Annotated in this window: 28 protein-coding genes; 14 read left to right on the top strand and 14 right to left on the bottom strand. The window is 35.9% G+C overall.

What is annotated here, in order from left to right:
• Positions 1-22 precede the first annotated feature (22 nt).
• The gene (locus BLT30_RS07660) at positions 23-913 is read left to right on the top strand and encodes an SMP-30/gluconolactonase/LRE family protein (RefSeq protein ID WP_089873012.1); all 891 of its coding nucleotides are present in this window, start codon (positions 23-25) and stop codon (positions 911-913) included.
• A 13-nt stretch (positions 914-926) separates the two neighbouring features.
• Here the strand turns inward: BLT30_RS07660 and BLT30_RS07655 are convergent, their stop codons facing one another.
• Entirely contained in the window at positions 927-2234 is a 1308-nt protein-coding gene (locus BLT30_RS07655; RefSeq protein WP_089873011.1) for a DEAD/DEAH box helicase, read from the bottom strand.
• Between the two features lie 382 nt (positions 2235-2616).
• On the opposite strand from BLT30_RS07655, the gene rpsA reads away from it, so the two are divergent.
• The 3 genes from rpsA (at position 2617) to BLT30_RS07640 (ending at position 6362) form a co-directional block, all read left to right on the top strand.
• Positions 2617-4413 carry a 30S ribosomal protein S1 gene (rpsA, locus tag BLT30_RS07650; RefSeq protein WP_089873010.1) on the top strand — a complete coding sequence of 599 codons (1797 nt, stop codon included), beginning with the start codon at positions 2617-2619 and terminating at the stop codon, positions 4411-4413.
• A 76-nt stretch (positions 4414-4489) separates the two neighbouring features.
• On the top strand, positions 4490-5248 hold the full coding sequence (locus BLT30_RS07645; RefSeq protein WP_089873009.1) for a T9SS type A sorting domain-containing protein: 759 nt from the start codon (positions 4490-4492) through the stop codon (positions 5246-5248).
• 130 nt (positions 5249-5378) lie between these two features.
• Positions 5379-6362: an EamA family transporter gene (locus BLT30_RS07640; protein WP_089873008.1), complete on the top strand. Its 984-nt coding sequence runs from the start codon at positions 5379-5381 to the stop codon at positions 6360-6362.
• Between the two features lie 41 nt (positions 6363-6403).
• Here the strand turns inward: BLT30_RS07640 and BLT30_RS07635 are convergent, their stop codons facing one another.
• Together BLT30_RS07635 and BLT30_RS07630 are read right to left on the bottom strand one after the other, a co-directional pair.
• A complete protein-coding gene (locus BLT30_RS07635; protein ID WP_089873007.1) occupies positions 6404-6640 on the bottom strand; it encodes a YtxH domain-containing protein in 237 nt (78 codons plus the stop codon).
• 121 nt (positions 6641-6761) lie between these two features.
• On the bottom strand, positions 6762-8105 hold the full coding sequence (locus BLT30_RS07630) for a glycosyltransferase (protein WP_089873006.1): 1344 nt from the start codon (positions 8103-8105) through the stop codon (positions 6762-6764).
• Between the two features lie 166 nt (positions 8106-8271).
• Between BLT30_RS07630 and BLT30_RS07625 the strand changes: the two genes are divergently transcribed.
• The 5 genes from BLT30_RS07625 (at position 8272) to BLT30_RS07605 (ending at position 13036) form a co-directional block, all read left to right on the top strand.
• Positions 8272-8808, top strand: coding sequence for a hypothetical protein (locus BLT30_RS07625; protein WP_089873005.1), 537 nt, complete (start codon positions 8272-8274; stop codon positions 8806-8808).
• A gap of 157 nt (positions 8809-8965) precedes the next feature.
• Complete coding sequence (locus BLT30_RS07620) at positions 8966-9889, top strand: bestrophin family protein (protein WP_089873004.1); 924 nt, start codon at positions 8966-8968, stop codon at positions 9887-9889.
• Complete coding sequence (locus BLT30_RS07615) at positions 9889-10449, top strand: pentapeptide repeat-containing protein (RefSeq protein ID WP_089873003.1); 561 nt, start codon at positions 9889-9891, stop codon at positions 10447-10449. Before BLT30_RS07620 ends, BLT30_RS07615 begins: the two co-directional genes overlap by 1 nt.
• Before the next feature lie 92 nt (positions 10450-10541).
• Positions 10542-12227: a gamma-glutamyltransferase gene (ggt, locus tag BLT30_RS07610; protein WP_089873002.1), complete on the top strand. Its 1686-nt coding sequence runs from the start codon at positions 10542-10544 to the stop codon at positions 12225-12227.
• A 26-nt stretch (positions 12228-12253) separates the two neighbouring features.
• Positions 12254-13036, top strand: coding sequence for a hypothetical protein (locus BLT30_RS07605; protein WP_089873001.1), 783 nt, complete (start codon positions 12254-12256; stop codon positions 13034-13036).
• Between the two features lie 47 nt (positions 13037-13083).
• Here BLT30_RS07605 and rny read toward each other — a convergent pair whose 3' ends face one another.
• From rny to BLT30_RS07550, 11 genes are all read right to left on the bottom strand, one after another.
• A complete protein-coding gene (gene rny, locus BLT30_RS07600; protein ID WP_089873000.1) occupies positions 13084-14655 on the bottom strand; it encodes a ribonuclease Y in 1572 nt (523 codons plus the stop codon).
• A 323-nt stretch (positions 14656-14978) separates the two neighbouring features.
• Positions 14979-15266 (bottom strand): cell division protein ZapA, encoded by a 288-nt coding sequence (locus BLT30_RS07595; RefSeq protein ID WP_027384860.1) that lies wholly within the window; start codon positions 15264-15266, stop codon positions 14979-14981.
• Positions 15267-15268: 2 nt separating this feature from the next.
• The gene (locus tag BLT30_RS07590; protein ID WP_089872999.1) at positions 15269-15571 is read right to left on the bottom strand and encodes a hypothetical protein; all 303 of its coding nucleotides are present in this window, start codon (positions 15569-15571) and stop codon (positions 15269-15271) included.
• A gap of 238 nt (positions 15572-15809) precedes the next feature.
• On the bottom strand, positions 15810-16619 hold the full coding sequence (gene porT / locus BLT30_RS07585) for a type IX secretion/gliding motility protein PorT/SprT (protein ID WP_089872998.1): 810 nt from the start codon (positions 16617-16619) through the stop codon (positions 15810-15812).
• A 1-nt stretch (position 16620) separates the two neighbouring features.
• Positions 16621-17346, bottom strand: coding sequence for a bifunctional demethylmenaquinone methyltransferase/2-methoxy-6-polyprenyl-1,4-benzoquinol methylase UbiE (gene ubiE / locus BLT30_RS07580; protein ID WP_175487154.1), 726 nt, complete (start codon positions 17344-17346; stop codon positions 16621-16623).
• Positions 17347-17409: 63 nt separating this feature from the next.
• Positions 17410-17982, bottom strand: coding sequence for a hypothetical protein (locus tag BLT30_RS07575; protein ID WP_089872996.1), 573 nt, complete (start codon positions 17980-17982; stop codon positions 17410-17412).
• Positions 17983-18081: 99 nt separating this feature from the next.
• Positions 18082-19119 carry a bifunctional diaminohydroxyphosphoribosylaminopyrimidine deaminase/5-amino-6-(5-phosphoribosylamino)uracil reductase RibD gene (ribD, locus tag BLT30_RS07570; protein WP_089872995.1) on the bottom strand — a complete coding sequence of 346 codons (1038 nt, stop codon included), beginning with the start codon at positions 19117-19119 and terminating at the stop codon, positions 18082-18084.
• Positions 19120-19183: 64 nt separating this feature from the next.
• Entirely contained in the window at positions 19184-19822 is a 639-nt protein-coding gene (locus BLT30_RS07565) for a hypothetical protein (RefSeq protein WP_089872994.1), read from the bottom strand.
• A gap of 41 nt (positions 19823-19863) precedes the next feature.
• Positions 19864-20553 carry a hypothetical protein gene (locus BLT30_RS07560; RefSeq protein ID WP_089872993.1) on the bottom strand — a complete coding sequence of 230 codons (690 nt, stop codon included), beginning with the start codon at positions 20551-20553 and terminating at the stop codon, positions 19864-19866.
• A gap of 39 nt (positions 20554-20592) precedes the next feature.
• Positions 20593-21384, bottom strand: coding sequence for an NAD(+) synthase (gene nadE / locus BLT30_RS07555; protein WP_089872992.1), 792 nt, complete (start codon positions 21382-21384; stop codon positions 20593-20595).
• Between the two features lie 14 nt (positions 21385-21398).
• Positions 21399-21917, bottom strand: a complete 519-nt coding sequence (locus BLT30_RS07550) for a GNAT family N-acetyltransferase (RefSeq protein ID WP_089872991.1) — start codon at positions 21915-21917, stop codon at positions 21399-21401.
• A gap of 48 nt (positions 21918-21965) precedes the next feature.
• Here BLT30_RS07550 and gldB point away from each other — a divergent pair, with 48 nt between their 5' ends.
• From gldB to BLT30_RS07525, 5 genes are all read left to right on the top strand, one after another.
• Positions 21966-22949, top strand: coding sequence for a gliding motility lipoprotein GldB (gene gldB, locus BLT30_RS07545; RefSeq protein WP_089872990.1), 984 nt, complete (start codon positions 21966-21968; stop codon positions 22947-22949).
• Positions 22950-23110: 161 nt separating this feature from the next.
• Positions 23111-23437: a gliding motility protein GldC gene (gene gldC, locus BLT30_RS07540; protein ID WP_089872989.1), complete on the top strand. Its 327-nt coding sequence runs from the start codon at positions 23111-23113 to the stop codon at positions 23435-23437.
• A gap of 94 nt (positions 23438-23531) precedes the next feature.
• The gene (locus BLT30_RS07535) at positions 23532-24683 is read left to right on the top strand and encodes a cystathionine gamma-synthase (protein WP_089872988.1); all 1152 of its coding nucleotides are present in this window, start codon (positions 23532-23534) and stop codon (positions 24681-24683) included.
• 60 nt (positions 24684-24743) lie between these two features.
• Entirely contained in the window at positions 24744-25241 is a 498-nt protein-coding gene (locus BLT30_RS07530; RefSeq protein ID WP_089872987.1) for a GNAT family N-acetyltransferase, read from the top strand.
• Between the two features lie 7 nt (positions 25242-25248).
• Positions 25249-26319, top strand: a complete 1071-nt coding sequence (locus BLT30_RS07525) for an endonuclease/exonuclease/phosphatase family protein (RefSeq protein WP_089873708.1) — start codon at positions 25249-25251, stop codon at positions 26317-26319.
• The last annotated feature ends 16 nt before the right edge of the window (positions 26320-26335 follow it).

Genomic DNA, 26335 nt, shown 5'->3' with positions numbered 1-26335 from the left:
TTGCAACTTTAGAATTTACTTTATGAAAAGTTTTTGGAAGTTTTGTTATCTGGCATTTTTGTTGATTTTGATGAATTGCAAAGTTCAAAATACAAGTGAAAAATTATTTGAAGTTCCACCAACATTAATTTCTAGTCAATTTGCTTTTACGGAAGGTCCGGCTTCTGACAAATCAGGAAATGTCTATTTTACGGACCAACCTAATGACAAGATCTATTTTTGGAACTGGAAGACCAATAAGGTCGAATTATTTCTAGATAAAACAGGACGGGCCAACGGAACTTATTTTGATAAAAACGATAACCTTATGACTTGTTCCGATGACAATGGTGAGATCTGGAAAATCAATAAAAATAAAGATATTCAGATTTTATCCAAAGGTTTTGAAGGCAAAAGACTGAACGGTCCCAATGACCTTTGGATCGATAAATTTGGTGGGATCTATTTCACGGATCCTTTGTATCAGAGAGATTATTGGAAAAATTTTAAGGAAGAGATTCCTGAAAAAAATCTGTATTACCGAAATCAAAATGGAACGATCACAAAACTGGAAACCTTTGTCCAGCCAAACGGGATCATTGGTAGCGAGAAATTGAAGAAGCTTTATGTTTCTGATATCAATGCTGGGAAAACTTATGTTTACAGCATCTTAGGCGAGGGCAAACTTTCCGAAAAGAAATTGTTTTGCGAAATGGGATCGGACGGAATGACGCTTGATAACAAAGGAAATCTTTACATCACAGGAAAAGGTGTGACAATTTTCAATAATAAAGGTGAAAAAGTGACCAACATTCCGATTGATGAAGAGTGGACTTCGAATGTGACTTTTGGCGGGGAGAATAATTCAACTTTATTTATTACGGCTTCCAATTCTGTTTATGTTTTACCAATGAACGTTTCCGGGATCCAATAAAAAAGATTGCTTATCAATAAGCGATCTCTATTTTTACTTTTTTGCCTTTCAGTTTCTCGCTGGCTAGTTTTTTTAGAAGCTCGATGGTTTTTTTACGATTGACTGCGACATATGAAGTCGTGTCCTTCACTTCGATCAATCCGATGTCGTCTTTTTCGAGTTCTCCTTTTTTGATGAGATAACCTACGATGTCCACTTTGTTGACCTTGTCTTTTTTTCCTGCACTGATGTAGATCGTTTGGTTCGGTGTTCTTTCCGGAACTCGGTTGCTTTCCGAAACGTTTTCTTCCGGCGTATTGCTTTTGATGAATGGGAAATTCTCGTCTTCCGTCATTATCAGATAAGCAAAACCTTTGGCGTTCATTCTTGCCGTACGTCCATTTCTGTGGATAAAGGCGTCTTCTTTTGGCGGTAATTGATAATGCACAATCGACTCAACTTCTGGGATGTCCAAACCTCGTGAAGCTAGATCTGTCGTAATCAGAATTCTCGCAGAATCGTTTCTGAATTTCAGCAGAGCGCGTTCTCTTTCGTCCTGTTCCATTCCGCCGTGGAAAGTTTCTCTCTGGATTCCTTTCTCTCGCAGAAGTTCTGAAATTCTGTCAACGGCATCTCTGTGATTACAGAAAATCAAAGTTCTTTTGTTTCCGATCTTGCAGATCAGTTGGAATAGAGTGTTCAGTTTTTCTTCTGGTGTTGTCATTACCTTTTTCAGCTGAATATCTGGTTTTGACTCATTTTCTTTAAGGAAATTTATTTTTTTCTCATTGTTGAGTTCAACGAATTTCGGAATGTTGTCCATCACGGTTGCAGAGGTCAGGATGCGTTGAGCAATCCCTGTCAATGAACCGATGATGTATTCCATATCTTCCTGGAAGCCCAATTCCAAAGCTTTATCGAACTCGTCCAAAACCAAAGTTTTGATTGAACTTGGATTGAAGTTTTCATTTTTTAAATGGTAAGCAATTCTTCCTGGAGTTCCGATTAAAACTGCTGGCGCTTCTATCAGGTTGTTGACCTCGATCTTTTTGTCGTGACCACCATAGGCAACGGAAACTTTGAAATCTGTTCCCATCGATTTGAAAACCTGCTCGATCTGTAAAGCCAATTCTCTTGCAGGAACCAGAATCAGAGCTTGGATTCCTTTGATCTCTGATTTCAAATTTCTAAGAACTGGAAATAAAAACGCCAAAGTTTTCCCGGAACCTGTTGGAGATAGAAGAACGATGTCGGTTTCGTTTTCGGAAGCGGTGTATGTTGATTTCTGCATTTGATTCATATCCTGGATCTGCAGTTTTTGAAAGATCGGTTGTAATTCCATTTTGCAAAGATAGGAGATTTGGCAGATGGTTGAAAATTCAATCTTTATGTTGTCCGCTTATTAAAGAATGGCAAAACCCATAGCCCCGATTGAAACGGCATCTTTTTTTGCTTGGGAAAAGCTTTGGCAAAAAAGATATAGTGGAAAGCGGGATCAAGCTCCTAAATACTGTGTTGATTTTAATTTGATTATCAATTGGTTATAATTAAATTCAACTTCTATGAAAGTATTGTTGGTTTCAAATATTTTTCTTAATTTTGCACCACTTTTGTGAACGCACTTTCGGCGAAGTAAAACATTAACAATTAACATCTTCCATATTTTTCAGGATTCACAGCCAAGCCAAAGTCTGAAGTAATTAGGAATACAAATTTTTTAGAAAATGTCAAAAGAGACAAATTCAGCAGAGGTTCTTTTGAACCAAAACGTAGCACCAGAACAATTTGATTGGGAATCTTTCGAATCAGGGCTTAATGCAGAGGACAGAAGCGAGAAGAAAGAATTAGAAGAGATCTATAATGGTTCTTTGAACGATCTTACAGATAACGACGTGATTGTTGGTAAAGTTGTAAGATTGACAGACAAGGAAGCTATCGTGGATATCAACTTCAAGTCAGAAGGTGTTATTTCTCTTAACGAATTCCGTTACAACCAAGGACTTAAAGTAGGTGATGAGGTAGAAGTAATGGTTGACAGAAGAGAAGATAAAACCGGACAATTACAGTTATCTCACAGAAAAGCCAGAACGCTTAAAGCTTGGGATAGAGTAAACGAACTTCACGAAACTGGAGAGATCGTAAACGGTTTTGTAAAATCCAGAACTAAAGGTGGTATGATCGTGGATGTTCATGGAATCGAGGCATTCTTGCCAGGTTCTCAGATCGATGTGAAACCGATCAAAGATTACGATCAGTTCGTAGGTAAAACTATGGAGTTCAAAGTTGTGAAGATCAACCCAGAGTTCAAAAACGTAGTTGTATCTCACAAAGCGCTTATCGAAGCAGATATCGAAGGTCAGAAAAAAGAGATCATTGCTCAACTAGAAAAAGGACAAGTTCTTGAAGGTACTGTTAAGAACATCACTTCTTACGGTGTATTCGTAGATCTAGGTGGAGTAGATGGATTGATCCACATTACAGACCTTTCTTGGTCTAGAGTGAACCACCCATCTGAGATTCTAGAGGACGGACAAACTGTAAAAGTTGTTATCCTTGATTTTGATGATGAGAAAACAAGAATCCAATTGGGTATGAAGCAATTGGAAGCTCATCCTTGGGATGCGCTTTCTGCTGACTTGAAAGTTGGTGACAAAGTAAAAGGAAAAGTAGTGGTTCTTGCTGACTATGGTGCATTCGTAGAGATTGCTCCAGGTGTAGAAGGATTGATCCACGTTTCTGAAATGTCTTGGTCTACTCACTTGAGAAGTGCAGGAGATTTCGTAAAAGTAGGTGATGAGGTAGAAGCAGAAGTATTGACTTTGGATAGAGAAGACAGAAAGATCTCTCTTGGTATCAAGCAATTGAACAAAGATCCATGGGAAAACATCGAAGCTAAATATCCAGTAGGTTCTCAACACGTTGGAACTGTAAGAAACTTCACAAACTTTGGAGTATTCGTAGAATTGGAAGAAGGTATCGATGGATTGATCTATATCTCAGACCTTTCTTGGACCAAGAAGATCAAGCACCCATCTGAGTTCTGTGCAGTTGGAGATAAATTAGATGTTGTAGTATTAGAATTGGATACTCAAGCAAGAAGATTGTCTCTAGGTCACAAACAATTGACTGAGAATCCTTGGGATAAATTCGAAACTAAATATGCTGAAGGAACTGTACACACAGGAACTGCAGTAGAAGTTCACGATAAAGGAGCTTCTGTACAGTTCGAAGATGCTGAAGTTGAAGCTTTCTGTCCTTCAAGATTATTAGAGAAAGAAGATGGATCTAAGATCAAGAAAGGAGAAACTGCTGAATTCAAAGTTATCGAGTTCAACAAAGAGTTCAAGAGAGTTGTTGTTTCTCACACAGGTATCTTCAGAGATGAGGAGAAGAAAAATGCTAGAGAAGCTTCTAACAGCAGATCTAACAATGTATCATCTTCTTCAAACGAAGAAAGATCTACACTTGGAGATATCGATGCATTAGCAGAATTGAAAAGAAAAATGGAAGAAGGTAAATAATCCTTAATTCTTTTTTAATAAATTAGCCACCCGAAAAAACTTTTCGGGTGGCTTTTATTTTTAACAAGTTTATCAAATGAAAAAAAAATTACTATTTGCAAGTTTATTTGCTTCAATTTTTTCCTCGGCCCAGATCAGCGTGAATGAAGGGTTTGAGAATACTTCATATCCGGGATTTACCAATGTTTCATTCTTTCGTAGCAGTGTGATCTCTGCGTGTGTGGGTTCTTACACCATTAATAGAGAATTCTGGAGTGGAGGAGCATCTGGGTCTACAACATATAGTTCCACAGCTTCTAACGGAGGTAAACTGAATGTTTCTTTCCAATACAAAACCCATATCTATTCTGGAGGCTCCGTGAATGGAACTTTGAAAGTTGAATATTCGGTAGATGGAGGACAGAACTATCAGATCTTGGAAACGATAAGTTTAAATTCTGTGCTTTCCTGCAAAATCTGGTCAGGCTCTATTCCGCAAGGTAATATCCCAACAAATGCAGACTTTAAATTACGAGTTTCTGGGCAATGGATATCGGGTGATTATTGGCTGTTGTTAGATGATTTCAAAATGTCTCAGGATGTTGTTCTTGCAACTACAGATTCCAATAAAAAAGAATCCAAGATCTACCCGAATCCTTTCAAAGACGTGATCCATATAAATAATTCTGAAGCTATAAAGTCAATCACAGTTTCAGATTTCTCTGGAAGACAACTTAAAATGATCAATGAAGTTTCGAAAGAAATAAAATTATCGGAACTCAAAAAAGGAAATTACATTCTTACGATCGAGTATAAGGATGGAAGCAAAAATCAAATCAAAGTGATAAAACAATAATATTTAAAACCGTTTCGCAATTTCGAAGCGGTTTTTTTTCGATTTAATTATTCTTTTTGCCAATATATTAGATATTTCAAAATTTATCAGCAAATATTTAAATTGTAAATTCGCCGGCTCAAAAATAATTATGGAGAAAAGAAATATATTAAAAGGGGTCTTATTTGTAGGAATCGGAGCAAGTATCTACGGGATGCTGGCAACATTTGTAAAGATGTCTTACAAGGATGGATTTACGACTTCTGAGGTTACCACTGCGCAGTTTTTATTAGGATTTGTAGGATTGTTGATCTTGAATCTAATTCAAACTAAAACCTCAAAAAAAACATTACCAAAACCAAACTCTAAGGAAGTCAAAATGTTGATGTTGGCAGGAACTTCCATGGGATTTACAAGTTTGTTCTACTATATTGCAGTTCAATATATCAATGTTTCTATCGCTATCGTTTTATTAATGCAGTCGGTCTGGTTCAGTGTCGTCGTAGAAAGTTTCATTGCCAAAAAATTCCCGAATGCTAGAAAAATAATTGCCGTGATCATAGTTTTGGCAGGAACAGTTTTAGCAACCAACCTTATTAATATGAAAGTTGAGATTGATTGGCACGGAATCTTCTGGGGACTTCTAGCAGCGGCATCATTTACAATGACGATGTTTACGTCTAATACTTTAGCAACACATTTACCTGTTTTAAGGAAAAGTATGACTATGCTTTCTGGTGGTTTGATCGTTGTACTTCTATTTTTATTTTTCGCACAGATCGGACCTTTGTATTTTGATGGATTGAAGTCTTTCTATCTCAATTTTACAGAAAATACAGAACACATCAGACCATTTGATTATTCGATTTTTTGGACTTACGGATTTGTCCTGGCTTTGTTTGGGACAATTATTCCACCGATTTTGTTTAATATAGGTTTTCCGAAAGCAGGTTTGGGATTGGGAAGTATTATTTCATCTTTAGAACTCCCGGTTTCAGTTACGATGGCTTTTATGCTATTGGGCGAAGAAGTCATTCCTATCCAGTGGTTTGGAATTGTTCTCATCTTATTAGCTATTGTTTTGATGAATTTACCTTCCAAAAATGACGATCAGGAAATAATAGCTTATCACTGAAAAAACAAAAACCGCCTCATTTGATTGAGGCGGTTTTTTATTTATTCCGCAGCTTGCTGCGTATCATTTTTAAGTTCTTCAGCTTTTGCTTTCAATTGCTCTGCTGTTTGGGTGGCTTTATCTTTTAAGTCATTACCAAACTTGGTCAGATTGTCTTTTGCGTTGTTAATAGTGTCTTTCACTTTTTGTTGATCTTCAGGAGAAGCTTTTTTGTATTTCCACCAAGCAAGAGCTCCCAATCCTAACAATGCCAATAGGCCATTTGTTTTATTTCCCATGATATATTTTTTGTGATTAATAATTGATTATTAAAGTTAATAGAAAAATTTGTGCCAACAACAAATTAAATATGAATTTTAAGTTCATTTTAAGAAACCTAAGGCTTTCAAACTCAACAACTCAAATTTCATCCAGCAATTCAACCAGCTTTTTCGTCAATTCTTTTCTACTGAATTCATTAATATTTGCTTCGTTTTGAATTGATTTTCCACTTTTCCAATCCTCATAAAGTGAAGATATAAATTCCCGGATCCCCAAGTTCGATTGATAATCAAAATGTTTCCCGGCTTTAGTTTTGTTAAGAATAGTTTCCACATCAGCATCTTTCGGCCCAAACGAAATGATTTGTTTCCCTGTCGCCAAATATTCAAACAATTTTCCAGGAATGATACCTTTTGAACTTTCATTCGGGAAATTGGTGATCAATAACAGATCTGAATTTTGCATTTCATTCACAGAATCGTTATGAGAAAGATAACCTAAGTTTTTAATATTATTTTTCAAAACTGAACTCTCGATCTCGTTCAATATTTTATCATCAACCCTTCCGACAAATTTCAATTCAAGATCATTGGCGAAATCAGAATTGGTTTTGCACAAATTCTCTAATGCTTTCCAAAGATTCTCCGGATTTCGCAATTGTTCCAAAACCCCAACATAACTTAATGTGAATTTGGAATTTGATGGTTTCATAGTTTCATTACCCTCCAATTTCCTAATTCTCTCACTCTCCAACTCTCCAACTCTAGAATTCTCTGACTCATCAAATCCATTCGTAATACAAAAAGCATTTGCTCCGTTTTTTTTGAAATTTTCTGCATCTTTATAACTTGTCGCCAAAGTCAAATCAGCATTTTCAAAAACCGACTTTTCCAACTGTCTGTGTTTTCTATCAGAACCTGACGTAAGTTTTAAATGTTTGTAATAGGAGATTTCTGTCCACGGATCACGGAAGTCAGCAATCCATTTCAGGTTTGGTAATTCTTTTTTTAATCCAAGCCCAATGAGATGCAAGCTATGGGGCGGACCAGTTGTAACGAGAACATCAATGTTGTTTTCTTTCAAATATTGTTTTAGAAACTGGATTGATGGTCTTACCCAAAATTTTCTCGCATCTGGGATGAAAAAATTTCCACGGATAAAAATCGAAAGCTTCGACATAAAAGATTGGTTCTTCCCAACATCAAACTGTCCGCCTTTGAATTTTTTATTGCTCTTACTGAATTTCTCCGCCAACTGATAAGGTTCCCAAATATTGGTTTTAATAATTTTCAAATTCTCAGGGACTTCCTTTGTCAAAGTCTCATCCACTAAAGGATAACTGGGATTTTCCGGTGTATAGATAATCGGTTTCCAATCAAATTCCGGAAGATATTTTGCAAATTTCAACCAACGTTGGACGCCCGGTCCACCAGCAGGTGGCCAATAATAAGTGACAATTAAAACTTTTTTCGATCTCTTCATTTTCAAACTTTCTGAATGCTCAGAACTGTTCTGTAAATTTATTTGTTTTTAAAGCGATTTCAAAACGATTTTTTAAAATATATAATTTCTGTAATAATTGATTTCTAATTGTTTAAGATCTATGGTATTATGTTTGTAAAGAAATATTCTTAAAAAATAATTGAATATGAAAAGATTAATGTTATTGGTGCTGATGATCATTACCAGTTTCAGTACTGGTTTTGTGAAATCTCAGGTTAATGTGAATATTAACATCAATAGTCAGCCAGACTGGGGACCTAGAGGTTATAATTATGTAGAATCTTATTATTTGCCAGAATACGATATTTATTATAATGTCCCACATCGTCGATATTACTATTTTTCTGGAAATAGATGGTTGCACTCAACTGCGTTACCAGTTAGATATCGCCACATCAATTTATATCAAACTCACAAAGTTGTATTGGTTGACAGATATCCTTTTAAAAGACACAAAGTTCACTATAAACAATATGCGCGATACAGAGGCGATCACGGAAATCATTTGGTTGTAAGGAATTATAAGCACAAACCTCACAATATTGTTAAGGTTAACCATTTTAATTCAAATCCTCGATATGTTCATAAGAAAATGGTTTCCAAGAAGTACCATAATCAGCCAAAACATCAGAAATTTGGAAAAATAAAAGGTCACGGCAAACCTCATAAAGGACACAGATAATTTAAAACCAAATCAGAGCCTCAGTTTTAACCGAGGCTCTATTTTTTATAATTTTGAAATTTCTAGCTTCAGAATTTTCGCTTCATCAGAACATTCAGTAAATTTATCTGTTTTTTTGAAAGCTTGAAAAACAGACATTTCTCAATTCAGTTTTATTATGATAATTAGACAAAGAACCAACTGGTTTTTGATGCTTTTCATTTGGAAAGGTTCTGTTCTGCGAAAGATTATTCCGCAATTGTTGATCATTACTTTGTTCTCGGTAGTTGTACTTTATTTCAAAGGATTTATTTACGATTTCAAAGTGCACCTCAATCCTGCGATTTTCACATTGCTGGGTTTGTCTTTGGCCATTTTTATGGGATTTTGCAATTCTGCCAGTTATGACAGATTTTGGGAAGGACGTAAACTTTGGGGAGCATTGGTCATAGAAACAAGGTCTTTGACACGTCAGGTTTTGACTTTGATTAATGATAGCTCTCCAGATTCGAAAAAGGAAAAACAAGAATTTGTAAAAATGATCTCTGCATTTTGTTGGGCGCTTAATTTTCAGTTGAGAAATAAAGAAGACAATGAAAAACTGAGAGAATTACTTTCTGAAGAGAATTTTGAGAAAATAAAAGATAAAAAATTCAAACCAATTATCATTCTAGATTTGATGGGAGAGTGGATCAATGCTCAGAATCAAAACCAGAAAATCGATACAATTATTTTGTCTTCAATAGATGTACAACTTAATCATTTGTCCAGTATTGCAGGAGGTTGCGAAAGAATTGCGAATACGCCTTTGCCTTTTGCCTACAGCGTTTTGCTTCACAGAACGGTTTATCTGTATTGTTTTTGGTTGCCGTTTGGTTTGGTTGATACGATTGGATGGATGACACCAGTTATCGTTTTGTTTATCAGTTATACATTTATTGCTTTGGATGCCCTTATTCAGGAGATTCAAGACCCGTTTGACGAGGAAGAAAATGATTTGGCACTTAACACTCTGTGCAAAACGATTCAGTTTTCCATTTTTGAACAAGCGGAAATTCCTCAACCAAAATTTGAAACTTCAACAAACTATTTTATTGACTGATGGACTATTTCTCCAAACAAAAATTTACAAAGCTCGATACAAACAAAATTCCAAAAGCGGATTACGATAATTGTGTTTTTTCAGAATGTAATTTTGCCAATCAGGATTTGTCAGATTACAAATTTTCCGATTGTGATTTCAAAGACTGTGATTTCAGTAATGTCAAAATCAATCAAACAGTTTTTCGAAACGTTGTTTTCAAAAACTGTAAATTGATTGGAGTTAATTTTGAAGACGCTCACCAATTCAATATTTCGTTCAGATTTGAGGATTGTCTGATGAATCATTCCTCATTTTATCAATTGGACATTAGAAAAACGATTTTTAAAAATTGTAGTTTAAACGAGGCTGATTTTACGGAAACCAATCTTTCAAGTTCGGTCTTTACAGATTCCGATTTGACCAATGCTATTTTTGATAGAACGATTTTGGATAATGCTGATTTCAGAGATGCGATTAATTTTTCCATTGATCCCAATCAAAATCAACTCAAAAAAACCAAATTTTCCAAAGACAATCTCAGCGGATTATTAGATGGACTTAATATAATTATAGAATAAAATATAAACCATGAGAAAATTCCCCTCCTCTGGAGGGGTGGCGAAAATTCAAAGAATTTTTGACGGGGTGGTTAATAAAATAAACCAAGAATATGAAAAAAATACTATACGCAAGCCTCCTTTTATCTATCACTGTTTCTGCACAATATACAGACTTTAATCTCATCAAAGAAGTTAAAGTTAAGAATAAAGGTGTTGTGGTTTCAGCGCATCCTTTAGCAAGTGAAGCAGGTTCCAAAATTATGAAGGAAGGCGGAAATGCCTTTGATGCTGCTATTGCAACACAACTGGCTTTGGCGGTTGTCTATCCTCAAGCTGGAAATATTGGCGGTGGTGGTTTTTTGGTTGCGGTAACTTCCGATGGGAAAAAGCTGGCTTTGGATTATCGCGAAACAGCACCTTCCAAAGCAAGTTTCGATATGTATTGGGATAAAAAAGGAAATGCCAATACGGATTTGTCACAATATGGGAGATTGTCAGTTGGAGTTCCGGGAAGTATCTCCGGAATGTTCGAAACAATGAAATATGCGAAGCTCCCATTTTCGAAATTGATAGAACCTGCAATTGATCTAGCACAAAAAGGTTTTGCAATCACGGAACAAGAAGCGGACCTTCTCAATCGTCATCAGGACGATTTTAAGAAACATAACAAGAACAAAATTGTTTTTATTAATGACAAAGGTTGGAAAGCTGGTGATTTGTTGATTCAGCCAGAGTTGGCGGAAACATTAAGACGAATCCAAAAATCTGGAGAAAAAGAATTTTATGAAGGCAAAACGGCTGAATTAATTCTTGCCGAGATGAAACTCGGAAACGGAATTATTCAGGCAAAAGACCTTAAAAATTATAAGACGAAAGAAAGAAAAGCTCTGTCCTTTGATTACAAAGGAAACGAAATCATATCCATGCCAATGCCTTCCAGTGGTGGAACGTTGTTGGCTCAGATGCTGAAAATGGCTTCTTACGAAGACCTTTCAAAGTATCAACCGAATTCTGCTGAAGCGGTTCAGATTATGGTGGAAGCCGAGAGAAGAGCGTATGCAGACAGGGCAGAATATATGGGCGACCCGGACTTTACCGAAGATAAAACCCAAATGTTGATTTCTGATGAGTATCTCAAAAACCGTTGGAAATCTTACAACTCAAATTTGGCAACACCAAGCAAAGATGTTGGGAAGATCGTCAATCAACCAAAAGAAAGTACGGAGACTACACATATCTCAATATTGGATAAGTTTGGGAATGCGGTTTCTATTACCACCACACTTAACGGTTATTACGGAAGCAAAACTGTTGTTTCCGGAGCTGGGTTTTTCCTGAATAACGAAATGGATGATTTCTCCATAAAACCCGGTGTTCCGAATATGTTTGGCGCAGTCGGGGGAGAAGCGAACAAGATAGAACCGGGAAAAAGAATGTTATCATCTATGACGCCAACCATAGTTTTAAAAGACGGAAAAGTAAAAATGGTGGTTGGGACACCTGGTGGAACCACGATTCCGACTTCGGTTTTTCAGGCGATTGTCGGTGTGATCGATTTCAAACAAAATGCTAATTTCTCAATTAACACACCAAAGTTTCATCATCAATGGTTACCGGAAGTTGTAAAAGTAGAGTATAACTTTCCAGAAACGACTATCCAATCTCTTGAGAAAAAGAATTATAAATTCGAGAAAATCAAACAGATCGGAAAGACAGAAATAATTCTCGTAGATGATAATCAAAATATCCACGCTGTTGCGGATGGAAGAGGAGATGATTCTGTAGCGGTGGAGTAATTTCACTATATTTAAATCTAAATTATATGCCAATAGAGATTCCCAACAGTAAATCTGCACCTATTTATTTTCCCAATGAAAATTATAAAATTGCTAGATATTTTGATTTAGTTAAATTTATTTCTCTTATTCAAACACAGAAAGTTTTTTTTTCGAGATTGGATAAATTTGAAGATAAATATGAAGGTACAGTTACGGAGGTGACAAGACTAGAATATACAAATTGGTATAGAGACTTTGCAGAACGCAAGCTTCAAGATATCATTAAAGATAATTTGGAAGAACATGTTTATAATGAAATGTTAAATGAAAATGAAGCTAGAGAGAATTATAAAAAGCTTGTTTGTGTTTCGTGCTGGAACCGCTATTCTTCTGAATCATATGCTTTATGGAAAATATATTCTGATTTATCAAAAGGAATTATGATTACCACAAGTGTTAGCCGTTTGATTGAAGCTTTTAATAATACTAAAGAAAAGATTCAATTGAGTGAGATTAAATATATTGATTATAAAACTGGAAGAATCCCACTTGGTAATATGAATTATCCACTTATCCATAAAAATATCCACTATGAATATGAAAAAGAGATACGCTTATTTCATACAGTTAATTTTACAAATGGATTAAAATACGATTGGAGTAAAGAAGAAATAGAATTTGGAAAATATTTAGAAATTAATTTGGAAAATCTTATTGAGGAAATTGTGATTAGTCCGTACGCCCCAAAGTGGTTTTTTGACTTAGTCTATAATCTTTGTGAATTATATAATATTAAAAAAGAAATTCGCTACTCTGATTTAAAATAAAAGGATTCCAATTTTGGAATCCTTTTGTTTTGATATTTTAATTGTAATTATCTAGCGATATTCACAGCCCTTGTTTCTCTAATTACAGTCACTCTTACTTGTCCGGGATAGGTTAATTCATTCTGTATCTTTTCAGAGATATCGTAAGATAATTGGTAAGCGTTTTCGTCGTTTACTTTTCCGCTTTCTACCATAACTCTCAGTTCTCTACCGGCTTGGATGGCATATGCGCTGGAAACACCTTCAAAACTTAAAGCCGCAGCTTCCAGGTCTTTCAATCTTTGGATGTAAGATTCCAGAACTTGTCTTCTTGCGCCAGGCCTAGCTCCGGAAATAGCATCTGCAACCTGGATGATCGGAGATAGGAGAGAGGTCATTTCTATTTCGTCGTGGTGAGCACCGATGGCGTTGATCACTTCTGCATTTTCACCATACTTCTCTGCCCATTGCATACCAAGAAGTGCGTGAGGCAATTCTGATTCCTGCTCTGGAACTTTCCCGATATCGTGTAAAAGACCAGCTCTCTTCGCTAGTTTTACATTCAATCCTAATTCAGCAGCCATAGTTGCAGCAATATTTGCAACTTCTCGGGAGTGTTGTAGCAGGTTTTGACCATAAGAAGAACGGAATTTCATCCTACCAACAATTTTTACCAATTCTGGGTGAAGACCATGGATCCCAAGGTCGATGATGGTCCTTTTACCAACTTCGATGATCTCTTCTTCGATATGTTTTCTGGTTTTTTCTACTACTTCTTCGATTCTTGCAGGGTGGATCCTGCCATCTGTTACTAATCTGTGAAGTGATAATCTTGCAATCTCTCTTCTTACAGGATCAAAACAAGAAAGAAGGATAGCTTCCGGAGTATCATCAACAATGATCTCAACTCCTGTTGCAGCTTCCAAAGCACGGATGTTTCTACCTTCTCTACCGATAATTCTACCTTTGATCTCATCAGATTCGATATTGAAAACAGAAACCGAATTTTCTACCGCTTGTTCTGTCCCGATTCTTTGGATGGTCTGGATGACAATTTTTCTTGCCTCATTTTTTGCATTCAGTTGCGCTTCTTCCATAATGCTTTGAACATGAGCCTGTGCTTTCGTCTTGGCTTCAGCTTTCAAAGATTCTACCAGTTCGTTCTTAGCTTCTTCTGCAGAATAATTGGATATTTTTTCCAACATTTCTACTTTTTGAGCCGTCGCAACATCTAGGTCATGCTGTTTTTTCTGAATGATTTCCAACTTTTTATTATAGTCATTTACCTGTCTTTCAAGGTCTTTTTCAAGTTTTCCGACCTTGCTAAGCTCATCGTTCAGTTTGTTTTCTTTATCCTTTGTGCGTTTTTCGGCTTCCTGCATTTTCTTCTCTCTGTTATTGATATTGGTATCGTGTTCCGATTTCAATTCCAGAAATTTTTCTTTTGCCTGCAGGTGTTTTTCCTTTTTTACAGCTTCAGCCTGAACTGTCGCTTTTTCTATAATGTTCTCGGCACTTTTTTTAGCATCTTCTATAATGAATTGAGCTTTTGAATTAAGGGAACTTTTACCGAATAAAAGTCCACCGACCGCTCCTATGAGAATTGCCACGACACCGATAATAATAGTGATTGTGTCCATAAATTTTAATATATATTGAGTTTAATTGTCTCTTTAATTGCTGGAAATAGATGTCAGATGATTTCACTTCTTACAAAGACTTCTTTTCCAAATTTTAATAAACTTCCATCATCCAGCTTCTGATTTCCGACGGAAAATAAAAAAAACCTACAACAGTTCAGTTATAGAGTAAACTCCATAAAAACACGATTTGAACTGATTTTCATTCTCTGTAATCTGCGCAAGGCAGCACGCCATCGAATGAACTTTCGTTCGGTAATTTTTAATTGTTGAGTTTACTTCTTTGTGTTAGAACTATTGTAGGTAGCTTGTAATAGAAAAAATTATTTTTCCAATTGCTCCAGGAGAGTGTTGATCTTGGCAACACGCTCGTTTGTATTTATAATATTTTTTTCATTGTTTAAAGAATACACCTCTGCATTGGTCCCCAGTTTCAAAGCGCACATTGCAAGGGCATCCTGTTTGTCCCTTACATCGAAACTCGATTCGAAATCCTTGATCATACTTTCTATCTGTTTCCCAACTTTACGCAGGGTCTCTTCTTCTGCAGCTGGTACATTCAATGGATAATTTCTTCCCGCAATATTGATCGTTATTCTTCTGAAATCCATTTTTATAAACCACTGTTTTGTAATTCAGAAACGCACATATCTATTTCTTTTACCAATCGATTGATATGGTTTTTCATCAATCTGTTGTGTTCTGCGTTTCCGGATATTGCTGAATAGAGCTTTAATTCTTTGTTTTCTTCTACTAATATCTGGTTTCTGCGTTTTTCCTCTGCATATTCTTCCTTCACTTTTTGTAGCTCATCAGACGTTTCTGCGTGTTTTTCCGAAAGATTCTTATACTTTTTATAAAGACTGAGAATCTTTTTTTCTAAAACAGAAAAGTTGTTTTCTAATTCGCTTAACATAACCAGAATCAAATTCTAACTTTTACAAAAATAGGAAAAATTAATGATGAATTAACACGATATTTCTCTTTTGTGAAAATGAAAAGGTTTTTGTTTGATTTATAAGGAATTAAAGTTGTGACATAAAGATTTCATCAAAATAAAATATTTCAGAATCTTGTTTTGATTGGGTTAAATTTCTTAATTACAATTTCTTTGCGGACAAAAAAAGCTTTCGAAAAGAAAGCCCAATAATTATTTATTCAAATTTCAAGACCAGCATGAATGCCCGCGATTGTAATGTTGAGATGGCAGACGTCCAATATGGTGGCGTCGTGGCTTTATCTGCTACCAACTCGTTATTGGTAAAGAATGTCCCTCTGATGGCAGGCGTGAATTTGAAGTTTTGAAAATAGAATTGTATCCCAATTTCTGCCGACCAACCAAAGTTATGAGAGGTTGAACGAAAAACATTTTGCTGATTATCACTTTCCGAGGTTTCGTTGGACTGCAAATTCATCAGGTAATTGATACCTGCAGCCGCATAAGGACGAGAATTATACCAGCGGTCTCCATGGATCTCTAATAAAACAGGAACATCTATGTAAGTTGATTTTACAGTCTTCTTGATCATACTTTCGTCTGGATCCAAAATGACTTGACTGATATCTCCATTGGGTAAAAGTACACCTGATGGATACAATTCATTAACGTGATCAAATGTGTTGAAGGTCAGGTCTCTCTGTACAAAATGTAATCCTGGTTCTATTCTTAGGTCCAAAAATGCATTAAGTCTCATTTTTCCTATCAATCCGGCTCCGAAACTATAGGTAGATTTGGACTCTACAAGATTTTTGTTGCCATCCATTCCCAAGGTAGGATTCAGATTCATTTTGAAATCAAAATTATTGGCAGCCAAATAAAATCCATAGCTGAATTTTTCCAGGTCCACACCTTCTCTGTTGTGCGCTCTGTCTCTGGTCCTGAACAGATTATTATAGTTCTGCGCCTGAATGGTGCTTCCCGAAAGGATGATCAATGATAAAATTTTCAATAAACGCTGCTTCATTCTATTTGGTAGCTTTATAAATGGTGGCTATTCCCAGACTTAATTTTGTGTATTCTACTTTTCTGAAACCTGTGTTCAGAAGTATCGTTTTCATTTTTTCTCCAAAAGGAAAAGCATTCACAGAGTCCGGAAGATATGTGTAAGCACGATTGTCTTTGGATACCAAACGCCCAATGGCAGGCAAAATGTTCTTGAAATAGAACATATAGAATGGCCCTAAAAATCCTTCTACTTTTGAGAATTCTAAGATATAAATACTTTTGTTCTCTTTCACAACTCTTCTGAGTTCCGATAAACCTTTTTCCAGATTTTCAAAATTTCTTACTCCAAATGCAACGGTAACTCCATCAAATTTATTGTCCTCGAAGGGAAGTTGTTCCGCATCTCCTTTCTGCATAGATATTTTACCATCCAGATTTTGCTTTCTTACTTTTTCGATTCCTACATTCAGCATCTGCTGGGAAAGGTCAAGTCCTACAACATCTGCATTGGTGCCTTTTTGTACGGTGATCGCTAGGTCTCCTGTTCCGGTTGCAACATCCAAGACCAGCTCTGGCTTATCTTTTTTCAGCATGTCCACCAATTTGTTTCTCCAGAGCACATCGATCTTCATAGACAGGACATGGTTCAGAAGGTCGTATTTTGGTGCAATATTGTCAAACATATCTTCTACCTGACTTTTCTTGCTGTACTCAGAGTTGTATGGTGTTACTTTGTTGTGTTCCATTTTTATAATTGATGATTGATAAACGACCGTCTTTGATCATTTAATTCTATAATAAATAATCTACTATAATTTGTAGTAATTTTTGTAATAATTGATGAAATCCTGCTTGCGGAAGATCTTCGTACGACTTTCCGTTTTTGCAACATTCTTTACAATTCTGTCATATTCTTCATCCAGATTGTAATAGAAATCCTCGTTGTAAAGCTTGTTGGTTTTTTTTACATCACCCAGATAATGCTTGTTGTCAATATCAATTCCTTTGGTTGCTGCTATCAATGAGTCTTTGTTTACACCATAACCATAATATTGGTTGTTGATGTAATAATCTTTATTAGTGATGTTCAATAATCCTCTTACTTTTTCTACTGTGAAGGCAGAATCGTAAAGCATTTTCTTGTTTTGATCAAAAACCTTGATGCTGTTTTTGCCTTTCTCAAGGTCAACTTTCAGATATTGTCCGGCGGAAAGGATTTTCTCTTCGCCATTATTGATTTTGAAATAATAGGTATCCGGAGTAGGATTGTCCACCAGATAATAGTTTGGCTTGGCTAAAAACAAAAAGTAGATAGCGAATGCAAATCCCATTGCCAACAAAGAAAAAATTAAACCTTTTACGGAAGCGCTCAGATTTTTCATAGGTAGGTTTTATTGGTTTTCAAAGGTCATATGAAAATCAATATTAAAGATGCGAATTTACGGATTTTTTTCCAGCCTATAATTTTTATGATTCTGATATTAATCAAGACCTTGATTCTTGAAAAATAAAACCTCAGTATCTCTCAATTTTCCTGTTTTTTGAGGAATCGAATCAAAATTAGGTGCTTTTGTTCCATTTTTTATATAAAGATCCGGATTTTTGAAAATAATAGCCTCGTCCCAAAGATCTTGATCGATGAATTGTTGTAAGGTAAATCTTCCACCTTCTATAATTACTGATTGGATTTGTAACCCGTATAGCTTCCCCAAAATCTTCTCCAAAGAATTTTCCCTTTCTACTTTGACGAATTTCAGATGTTTCTCCTCTGAATTTTTTATCGAATTAAAAATGATTGTTTCAGCTTCCTCACTATAGATATTGAAATCATCAGGAACTTCCAAATTGAAATCAATAAGGATTCTGATTGGATTTCGTCCTTCGATTTCTCTTACGGTTAAACTTGGGTTGTCATGAAGTGCCGTGTTTTTTCCCACCAAAATAGCATGTTCCTCGCTTCTCATCTGATGGACAAACTGCTTCGAAAGAGAATTGCTGATTTGAATCGGTTTGAAATCTTTGTCCATAAAACCATCCGCAGATTGCGCCCATTTCAGGATAATATAAGGACGTTTTTTCTCATGATAGGTGAAAAATCTTTTGTTGAGTCCTCTGGATTCGTCTTCCAAAATACTGGAGACAACTTCGATTCCGGCATCTGTAATGATTTTTTTTCCTTTGCCGTTCACTTTATCATGGCTGTCCATTGCACCGATTACCACCTTTTTAAACCCAAGCTCAACGATCTTCAAAGCGCACGGTGGTGTTTTTCCAAAATGTGCGCAAGGTTCCAAGGAAACATAGATCGTAGATTCCGGAATCAGATGTTTGTCTTCATCTTTTATGGAAGAGATAGCATTGATCTCTGCATGTGGTTCGCCCGCTTTTTTGTGGAAACCTTCGCCGATTATTCTGTCGTTGTGAACAATTACCGAACCTACCAAAGGATTGGGGTATGTTTTTCCCAAAGCTTTTTCAGCTAGTTCTATACAGCGTTTTATATATGTATTGTGATTCAAAAATTAATTATTAAATATTCTGAACTTAAGTTGATAGATCAACGGTTTATCAAATCATGACATTTTATTTTTTCTTTTTGTCGACCTCTGTAGGTTTGTAGGTTACAGGTGGAATTGCAGTTTTTATTGCGGTTTCCATTAGCCTGCCCCTGTCTTTTGATAGAGACTTGGAGGAGTATTTCAAATCGCCGGCAATTCTTTTGGAATAGGAGAATATGATGAACGATTTTTTTTCACCGGTATCAAAACTTTTGAATCTGTCTAGATTATATTCTGCATAAGGCTCTCCTTCATTTGGCGTTTCTGTGGTCAGATAATCTACGATGATCTCTTTTCCGTCGGGACTTTCTGTAACTTCTACGAATGTGTATTTGTCTTTTGACCTTCGTTTTTCTACAAAATCGACTTTTTGTCTGATGGCTGTTTCCATATCGATCTCTTTGTCAAAATACGAGATGTTAATGAGCTCTTTATAATTGCTGAGCTCATCATCCCTCATAATGTACTGTTGTTGCACCCATGTTGGCGAATTTTGTTTGCTCAAGGCAAGAAAAAACTCATTTTCACCAAATTTTAATGGTCCAGGGATATTCAGTCGTTCTGTGATTTCTATTGGAGCTGCAGAAGTTGTAGTTTCCTGAGCATGAAAAGCTGATGTAAAGATCAAACCTATTGAAATAGCGAGTAGATTTCTGACTTTCATATATTTTGGATTTTGTTGTTTGTATCTAATACCTTTTAATTTTACTTTTCGGCATCAATTTCCTTTAAGACCTGATTGATCTGTTTTAGTGCATTTTGATATTCATCAATGAGACCTTTGCTGTTATAACTCAGATTAGAATAGTTAGACTGCATCTTTTGACTTGTATAAAAATCAGATAGATTAAGATTACCAGAATCAGCATCTTTTATTTTCAGTTGTTCGGAATTTATAAAATTGACTCTGAATGTCAGATTGGGCAAGGTTTGTTGATAATATGCCAATATTTCATTTTTGAGAGCATCATTTTCTATAGTTCCGATTTTACCACTCGATTTGAAACCTTCATATCTTCCAACATTGAATGCAGACCCTAAAAGGTAGAAATTAGAATGTGAACCCACCAGACTATCTGTAATAGGAGTTTTCAGATTTTTTAAAGAAAGGATAAACTTATAGTCGTTATCCAAATTTGTTAATGTTTTTTTATTTTCTTCAATAAGTTTTGCATCTGCCTCTAGGTCTGCTTTCAGTTCCTTCAGAAATTTATTAGATTCTTTTTGTTCGTGATTATGCTCACTCCAGCTATGCAACCAGATAGAAAGAGATACAGCAAAAACGATGATAAAGATTTCGATGATGATCTCTTTGATTTTTTCATTAACTGTATGTTTTGGACTTTTCACAGTTTTATAAATTTTTCTGGAATGTTTGCTGATTTCTTCTTGCATAACTTGTTGTTTATGATTGGATAATGAAATATCAATTTTTTACTTCAATTCTTGGGGAATCTCACAAACCGGGATTGGCTTCATCTTGTGTTGAGTTGCTCTGTTGAATTTCAAATAGATGGTCATCACTTCTTTTTTCCTGCCTTCAAAATCTGCCTCTGTTTTACCTGCAATTTGCTGTTCCATTGCCCATTCCAGTTCAGGATAAGTGGCACCAATCTGATCTTCATCTGTTTTGTCAGCATCCCAAAGTCCATCTGTTGGCGCAGCTTTCTGAATGCTTTCCAATATGTTAAGTTCTTTTGCAATTTCGTAAACCTGAGTTTTATATAGGTCAGCAATAGGAGAGATGTCTACGCCACCATCACCATATTTTGTATAAAATCCCACCCCGAAATCCTCAACCTTATTTCCGGTTCCAGTTACCAAAAGTCCATTGAGTTGCCCATAATAGTACAAGGTCACCATTCTAAAGCGAGACCTTGTGTTGGCCAAAGCAAGATTCTTGCTCCATGCTCCTTCTTTGTAATCGTTTACAGTGGTTTCAAAACTTTCAAAAACGGGAGTAAGGTCAACTGTGGACCCTTCTACGTTGGGAAAATTAGATTTTAAAAATTCAATATGGTCCTGAGCTCTGTCCACCTGATCGGCTTTTTGACGGATCGGCATCTCCAAAACCAAAGTTTTCAAACCTGTTTTTGCTGCTAATGTGGAAACCACGGCGGAATCAATTCCTCCGGAAACTCCTACAATGAAACCATTTACTTTAGCGTTGATAGCATAATCTTTTAGCCAGTTTACAATATGGTCGATTACTTTTTGTGTCTGCATTCTTTTATTTTCTATTATTTTTTTAATTCATACCAATTACAAATATCGCCTTTGTCAAGAAAAGTTCCTTTGTTTTCAAAACCCAATTTCGTGAGAATATAGTTGGAGACCAGATTTTCAACATCGGCATAAGCATATATCTTATCAGCATTCAGTTGGTCAAATCCTATGTGTAATGAAGCTTTCGCAGATTCTGTAGCATAACCTTTTCCCCAGAATTCCGGGAGAAAACGATAGCCCAATTCATAGACGTTTTTGAAGCCGTTGACTTCTTCTGTCAAAAGTTTGATTCCGCTCCAGCCGATAAATCTATTACTTTCTTTTTCTATTACGGCCAATCTTGCAGTTCCGTTCTTTTCGTATTGATCAATAATATTTTCAATCATCTCAAGGCTTTCTTCTTTCTTGGTCAAAGGTTGTATGCCCACATATTTTACAACATCGGGATTGCTGTCCAACAGAAACATATCATCCAGGTCATCAGGTGTTAATTTTCTTAACATCAATCTTTCGGTAATAATTGGAAGCTTCATCCTTTAAAATTCTTATTTTTGCTTTTCGATAATCTTAATGTAAAAATAATGAAGTTTTTCCGATATATCTCTTTTTCGGCAATAATTGTTTTCGGTTTATCCGCCTGCAAAAAGGAAAATAAAAACCAATGGGATATCGAGATCAAAAATCCTGTCAAAAAAATCGAGCTTACGGATCTGTCTGGTGAATTCTATAATTCATCGCTAAGTTTGGAAGATTTCAAGGCTAAATATCCTTGGTTTCAAGGCTCTGTTCCGGATGCAGAATATGGCGAGAGACGAAAAGATACTATGGAAGTTCGTGTTTATAAAGAAGCGATTTCCAGGATAGATAAAAAGAAACTTGACAAAGAGTTGATCGATCTCTTTTCTCATATCAAAAATTATTTCCCAAAATTTCAAGCGCCTCATATTTACCTTTACTCATCTGTATTAGACCCGCAGAGTGTTGTGGATCCGATTTTTCTGAGAGAAGATGAGAATATGCTTTTTGTAGATATTACAGGATTTATGGGAGACGGAAACAAAAATTATAATGGTCTTGATCTTTACTTTCAAAAATCTATGAATCCGGAAAATCTCATTCCAAAGATATCTGCTTTTTTTGCAGCAAGGCTGGTACCTGCCCCTGTGGATCAGCAGAAATTTTTGGACCAAATAGTTTATCAGGGGAAAGTTCAGATTCTTCAGGATGCGTTTTTACCAAATGTTCCGGATAATTTGAAAATGAATTATACAAAAGCACAATACGACTGGGCAGTTGCAAACGAAGCCAATATTTGGAATTATTTTGTTGAAAATGACCTGCTTTTCAGTGCAGATCCCAATCTTTCTGAGCGGTTCATAACACCTGGACCATTTTCTAAATTCTATACAGAAGTGGATAGGGAAAGTTCTCCTCAGATTGCAATCTGGACAGGTTGGCAGATCTGCAAGCATTATCTGAAGGCACATCCGGAAGAAAAACTACCAATATTCTTGAAAAAGAATGCAACAGAGATCTTCAACGGCTCAGGTTACAGACCAAAATAAAGTAGGAGTTTTTGAGAACGTAAGAGTTTCCAGGGTTGATATTTAACTATTGCGAATCCTAAAAATGTTTTCAATTAAGTAAAAAACTTCACGGATTTTGCGTTCAAAAAACCAATAATATCAAATAAATTCACACACTTAATATATTAAGAATAAAATCAATGAAAAAAACGAAAATAGTTATAGATGTAGAACTGGACGATAATCATGTTCCTGAAAAAATGTTTTGGAAAGCTGAAGACGGCGGAATCAAAAGACAAGAAACCAAAGCAGCGATGATTTCCGTTTGGGATAGCAAAGCAATGGAAGCACTTAGAATCGACCTTTGGACAAAAGATATGCCTGTTGACGAAATGAAAAGATTCTTTCATCAGATTCTGGTTTCAATTGGACACACTTACGAAAGAGCAACCAGCGAAGAAGATGTGGCGCAATGGCTTGGTGAAATTGCTGAAGAATTCGCTGTTAAATCTGCTATTAAAATGTAAAAAACAATATGATAATTTGATGATGTGCTGATATGAGAATTATTTTGTAATTCATTATCAAATCATCGATTCAACAAATTAACAAATCAACAATATGAAATTCAATACAAAAGTTATACACGGTGGGCAACACCACGAACCAGCAACTGGAGCGGTCAATGTTCCTGTCTTTTTAACATCAACATTCGCACAAAAAAGTCCAGGACAATTACTTTCCGGCTACGAATATTCAAGAGGCGCAAACCCTACAAGACAAGCTTTGGAAGACTCTTTAGCAAGCATCGAAAACGGAGCGAGAGGTTTGGCTTTCGGTTCTGGTTTGGCTGCGATTGACTGTGTTTTAAAATTGTTAAATCCCGGTGACGAAGTGATTGCTGTCGATGACCTTTACGGTGGTTCTTACAGAATGTTCACAAGATTATTCGAGAAATATCAGTTGAAATTTACATTCATCGGTTTTGATAATGTCGAAGAATTAGAAAATGTAATTACTGATAAAACAAAATTAATCTGGCTAGAAACTCCGACCAATCCTTTGATGAAATTGGTGGATATCAAAATGGTTGCTGATGCTGTGAAAGGTAAAGATATTTTGGTGGCGGTTGATAATACATTTGCAACGCCTTATATTCAGAAGCCTTTGGATTTAGGAGCTGATATTGTGATGCATTCTGCAACGAAATATTTGGGCGGACATTCTGATGTGATTGCCGGTGCTTTGATTGCAAAAGATGCAGAATTAGGAGAAAAATTGCATTTCATTCAGTTTGCGAGCGGTGGAATTTTGGGACCTCACGATTCTTATTTGGTGTTGAGAGGAATTAAAACTTTGGCGCTTAGAATGCAAAGACATTCTGATAACGGTTTCGAGATTGCAAAATATCTTGAGAATCATTCTTTGGCAGAAAAGATTTATTATCCGGGATTGTCCTCTCATCCTCAATACGATTTGGCAACGCGTCAAATGACGGAATTTGGTGGAATGGTTTCTTTCACTTTCAAATCTGGAAAAAAAGAAGATGCGATTAAATTCTTGGAAAATATCAAAGTGTTCACTTTGGCAGAATCTTTGGGTGGAGTAGAATCGTTGGCGAATCTTCCTGCAATGATGACGCACGCTTCAATCCCTGAAGATAAAAGAGCGGTTCTAGGAATCACGGATGATTTGGTGAGATTAAGTGTCGGAATCGAAGATGCAGAAGATTTGATTGCTGATTTGGAACAAGCATTTAATACATTGAATTAAGAAATTAAAAATTAAGAGATTTAGAAATTTCTGAATCTCTTAATCTCAAAATTAATAAATATGACCTTTCGTAATGCAACTTTAGATGACCTTCCTAAGATTGTGGAAATTTATAATTCTACGGTTTCGTCGCGATTGGTTACTGCTGATCTGGAGCCTGTTTCTACAGAAAGTAAAATCGATTGGTTTCATCAGCATAACTCCGAATTTCGCCCGCTTTGGATCGTTTTAGATTCAGAGAAGAATACAGTTGGGTGGGTAAGTTTTCAGAATTTCTACGGAAGACCGGCGTACCAGAAAACCGCTGAAATCAGCATTTATATTGATGAAAAACATCGGGGAAAAGGTTTAGGCAGATTGATTCTGGAATATGCCATCGAAAAATCCCACGACCTCGGAATAGAAAATCTTTTGGCTTTTATCTTTGCACACAATCTTCCGAGTCTGACTTTGTTTGAGAAATTCGGGTTTGAATTATGGGCAAATCTCAAAAATATTGCAGAATTGGACGGCGAAAAGAGAAGCCTTATTATTCTCGGAAAAAATATCAAGGATTAAAGGCAAAATGGAAAGTATCACACACTGTCTGTATTGGATTACTTCTATTTTAGCGATTATGTCGGTATTGATTCCTGCTATCAAAAACACTTATTGGACTTTTAGGGTTTTCGATTATCCCCGATTTCAGAAATTTGTCATTCTTTTAATTCTCATTTTCGCGTGGTTTTTCACTTTCGAAAATCCGAATGTTTATGAGTATATAATTCTTGCTGTTCAGGCTATCTGTGCAGGTTATTTGTTTTACATCATTCTTCCTTACACAGATCTTGGGAAAACGATGATTGATAAAACTCAACCAAATCCTGACGAAAAAGTTTTAGATATTCTCGTTTGTAATGTTTATCAGCATAACAGGAATTATCAGAAGTTAATTGATTTAGTAAAAGAAGAAAATCCATCGATTTTGTTTTTCCTTGAAACTGATGAAGAATGGCAAAACGCTTTAAAATCAGTTACAAAACATTACGAATATAAAATTGAAGTTCCTCTCGCCAACACTTACGGGCTTTTGTTTTACAGCCATTTTCCGGTTAAGAATTATGAAGTCAATTATTTGATAGATGACGATATTCCGTCTATTGTGGCTGATTTGGAATATAATAATCAAACTGTCAGATTATTTGGAATTCATCCAACACCGCCGGTTCCGCAGGAAAATCCTGAAAGCACGGAACGTGATGCGGAAATTCTTTTGGTTGGTGAAAAAGCGAAAAATTATGGCAAACCTTCTATCGTCTTTGGAGATTTGAACGATGTCGCCTGGTCCAGAACGACTAAGTTATTTCTAAAATCCAGCGGAATGCTCGACCCGCGACGTGGACGAGGAATGTTCAATACGTTTCACGTAAAATATTGGTTTCTGCGTTGGCCTCTTGACCACTTCTTTGTAAGTCCACATTTCCGATTGGTTGATATGAAAGTGATGAAATCTGTGGATTCTGACCATTTTCCGATTTGGATTTCGTTGGTGGTAAGAAATGAAGATAAAGAAGAGCAATTCGATATTTCTAATGAAGAAAAAGAAGAAGTTTTTGAAAAAATCGAAGAAGGTATCGAGAAAGGTGATGCGAATTGATTTAAAAATATTTCTC

The organism is Epilithonimonas hungarica (genome assembly GCF_900102265.1).
GTDB classification, from domain to species: Bacteria; Bacteroidota; Bacteroidia; order Flavobacteriales; family Weeksellaceae; genus Epilithonimonas; species Epilithonimonas hungarica.
Note: the sequence above shows the minus strand (reverse complement) of the source record. Positions and strands in the feature narration are given on the sequence as shown.

Excerpts from the sequence above, each read along its gene's own strand:
- BLT30_RS07660 (WP_089873012.1), top strand. The coding sequence starts at position 23 with ATGAAAAGTTTTTGGAAGTTTTGTTATCTGGCATTTTTGTTGATTTTG.
- BLT30_RS07655 (WP_089873011.1), bottom strand. The coding sequence starts at position 2,234 with ATGGAATTACAACCGATCTTTCAAAAACTGCAGATCCAGGATATGAAT.
- rpsA (WP_089873010.1), top strand. The coding sequence starts at position 2,617 with ATGTCAAAAGAGACAAATTCAGCAGAGGTTCTTTTGAACCAAAACGTA.
- BLT30_RS07645 (WP_089873009.1), top strand. The coding sequence starts at position 4,490 with ATGAAAAAAAAATTACTATTTGCAAGTTTATTTGCTTCAATTTTTTCC.
- BLT30_RS07640 (WP_089873008.1), top strand. The coding sequence starts at position 5,379 with ATGGAGAAAAGAAATATATTAAAAGGGGTCTTATTTGTAGGAATCGGA.
- BLT30_RS07635 (WP_089873007.1), bottom strand. The coding sequence starts at position 6,640 with ATGGGAAATAAAACAAATGGCCTATTGGCATTGTTAGGATTGGGAGCT.
- BLT30_RS07630 (WP_089873006.1), bottom strand. The coding sequence starts at position 8,105 with ATGAAGAGATCGAAAAAAGTTTTAATTGTCACTTATTATTGGCCACCT.
- BLT30_RS07625 (WP_089873005.1), top strand. The coding sequence starts at position 8,272 with ATGAAAAGATTAATGTTATTGGTGCTGATGATCATTACCAGTTTCAGT.
- BLT30_RS07620 (WP_089873004.1), top strand. The coding sequence starts at position 8,966 with ATGATAATTAGACAAAGAACCAACTGGTTTTTGATGCTTTTCATTTGG.
- BLT30_RS07615 (WP_089873003.1), top strand. The coding sequence starts at position 9,889 with ATGGACTATTTCTCCAAACAAAAATTTACAAAGCTCGATACAAACAAA.
- ggt (WP_089873002.1), top strand. The coding sequence starts at position 10,542 with ATGAAAAAAATACTATACGCAAGCCTCCTTTTATCTATCACTGTTTCT.
- BLT30_RS07605 (WP_089873001.1), top strand. The coding sequence starts at position 12,254 with ATGCCAATAGAGATTCCCAACAGTAAATCTGCACCTATTTATTTTCCC.
- rny (WP_089873000.1), bottom strand. The coding sequence starts at position 14,655 with ATGGACACAATCACTATTATTATCGGTGTCGTGGCAATTCTCATAGGA.
- BLT30_RS07595 (WP_027384860.1), bottom strand. The coding sequence starts at position 15,266 with ATGGATTTCAGAAGAATAACGATCAATATTGCGGGAAGAAATTATCCA.
- BLT30_RS07590 (WP_089872999.1), bottom strand. The coding sequence starts at position 15,571 with ATGTTAAGCGAATTAGAAAACAACTTTTCTGTTTTAGAAAAAAAGATT.
- porT (WP_089872998.1), bottom strand. The coding sequence starts at position 16,619 with ATGAAGCAGCGTTTATTGAAAATTTTATCATTGATCATCCTTTCGGGA.
- ubiE (WP_175487154.1), bottom strand. The coding sequence starts at position 17,346 with ATGGAACACAACAAAGTAACACCATACAACTCTGAGTACAGCAAGAAA.
- BLT30_RS07575 (WP_089872996.1), bottom strand. The coding sequence starts at position 17,982 with ATGAAAAATCTGAGCGCTTCCGTAAAAGGTTTAATTTTTTCTTTGTTG.
- BLT30_RS07565 (WP_089872994.1), bottom strand. The coding sequence starts at position 19,822 with ATGAAAGTCAGAAATCTACTCGCTATTTCAATAGGTTTGATCTTTACA.
- BLT30_RS07560 (WP_089872993.1), bottom strand. The coding sequence starts at position 20,553 with ATGCAAGAAGAAATCAGCAAACATTCCAGAAAAATTTATAAAACTGTG.
- nadE (WP_089872992.1), bottom strand. The coding sequence starts at position 21,384 with ATGCAGACACAAAAAGTAATCGACCATATTGTAAACTGGCTAAAAGAT.
- BLT30_RS07550 (WP_089872991.1), bottom strand. The coding sequence starts at position 21,917 with ATGAAGCTTCCAATTATTACCGAAAGATTGATGTTAAGAAAATTAACA.
- gldB (WP_089872990.1), top strand. The coding sequence starts at position 21,966 with ATGAAGTTTTTCCGATATATCTCTTTTTCGGCAATAATTGTTTTCGGT.
- gldC (WP_089872989.1), top strand. The coding sequence starts at position 23,111 with ATGAAAAAAACGAAAATAGTTATAGATGTAGAACTGGACGATAATCAT.
- BLT30_RS07535 (WP_089872988.1), top strand. The coding sequence starts at position 23,532 with ATGAAATTCAATACAAAAGTTATACACGGTGGGCAACACCACGAACCA.
- BLT30_RS07530 (WP_089872987.1), top strand. The coding sequence starts at position 24,744 with ATGACCTTTCGTAATGCAACTTTAGATGACCTTCCTAAGATTGTGGAA.
- BLT30_RS07525 (WP_089873708.1), top strand. The coding sequence starts at position 25,249 with ATGGAAAGTATCACACACTGTCTGTATTGGATTACTTCTATTTTAGCG.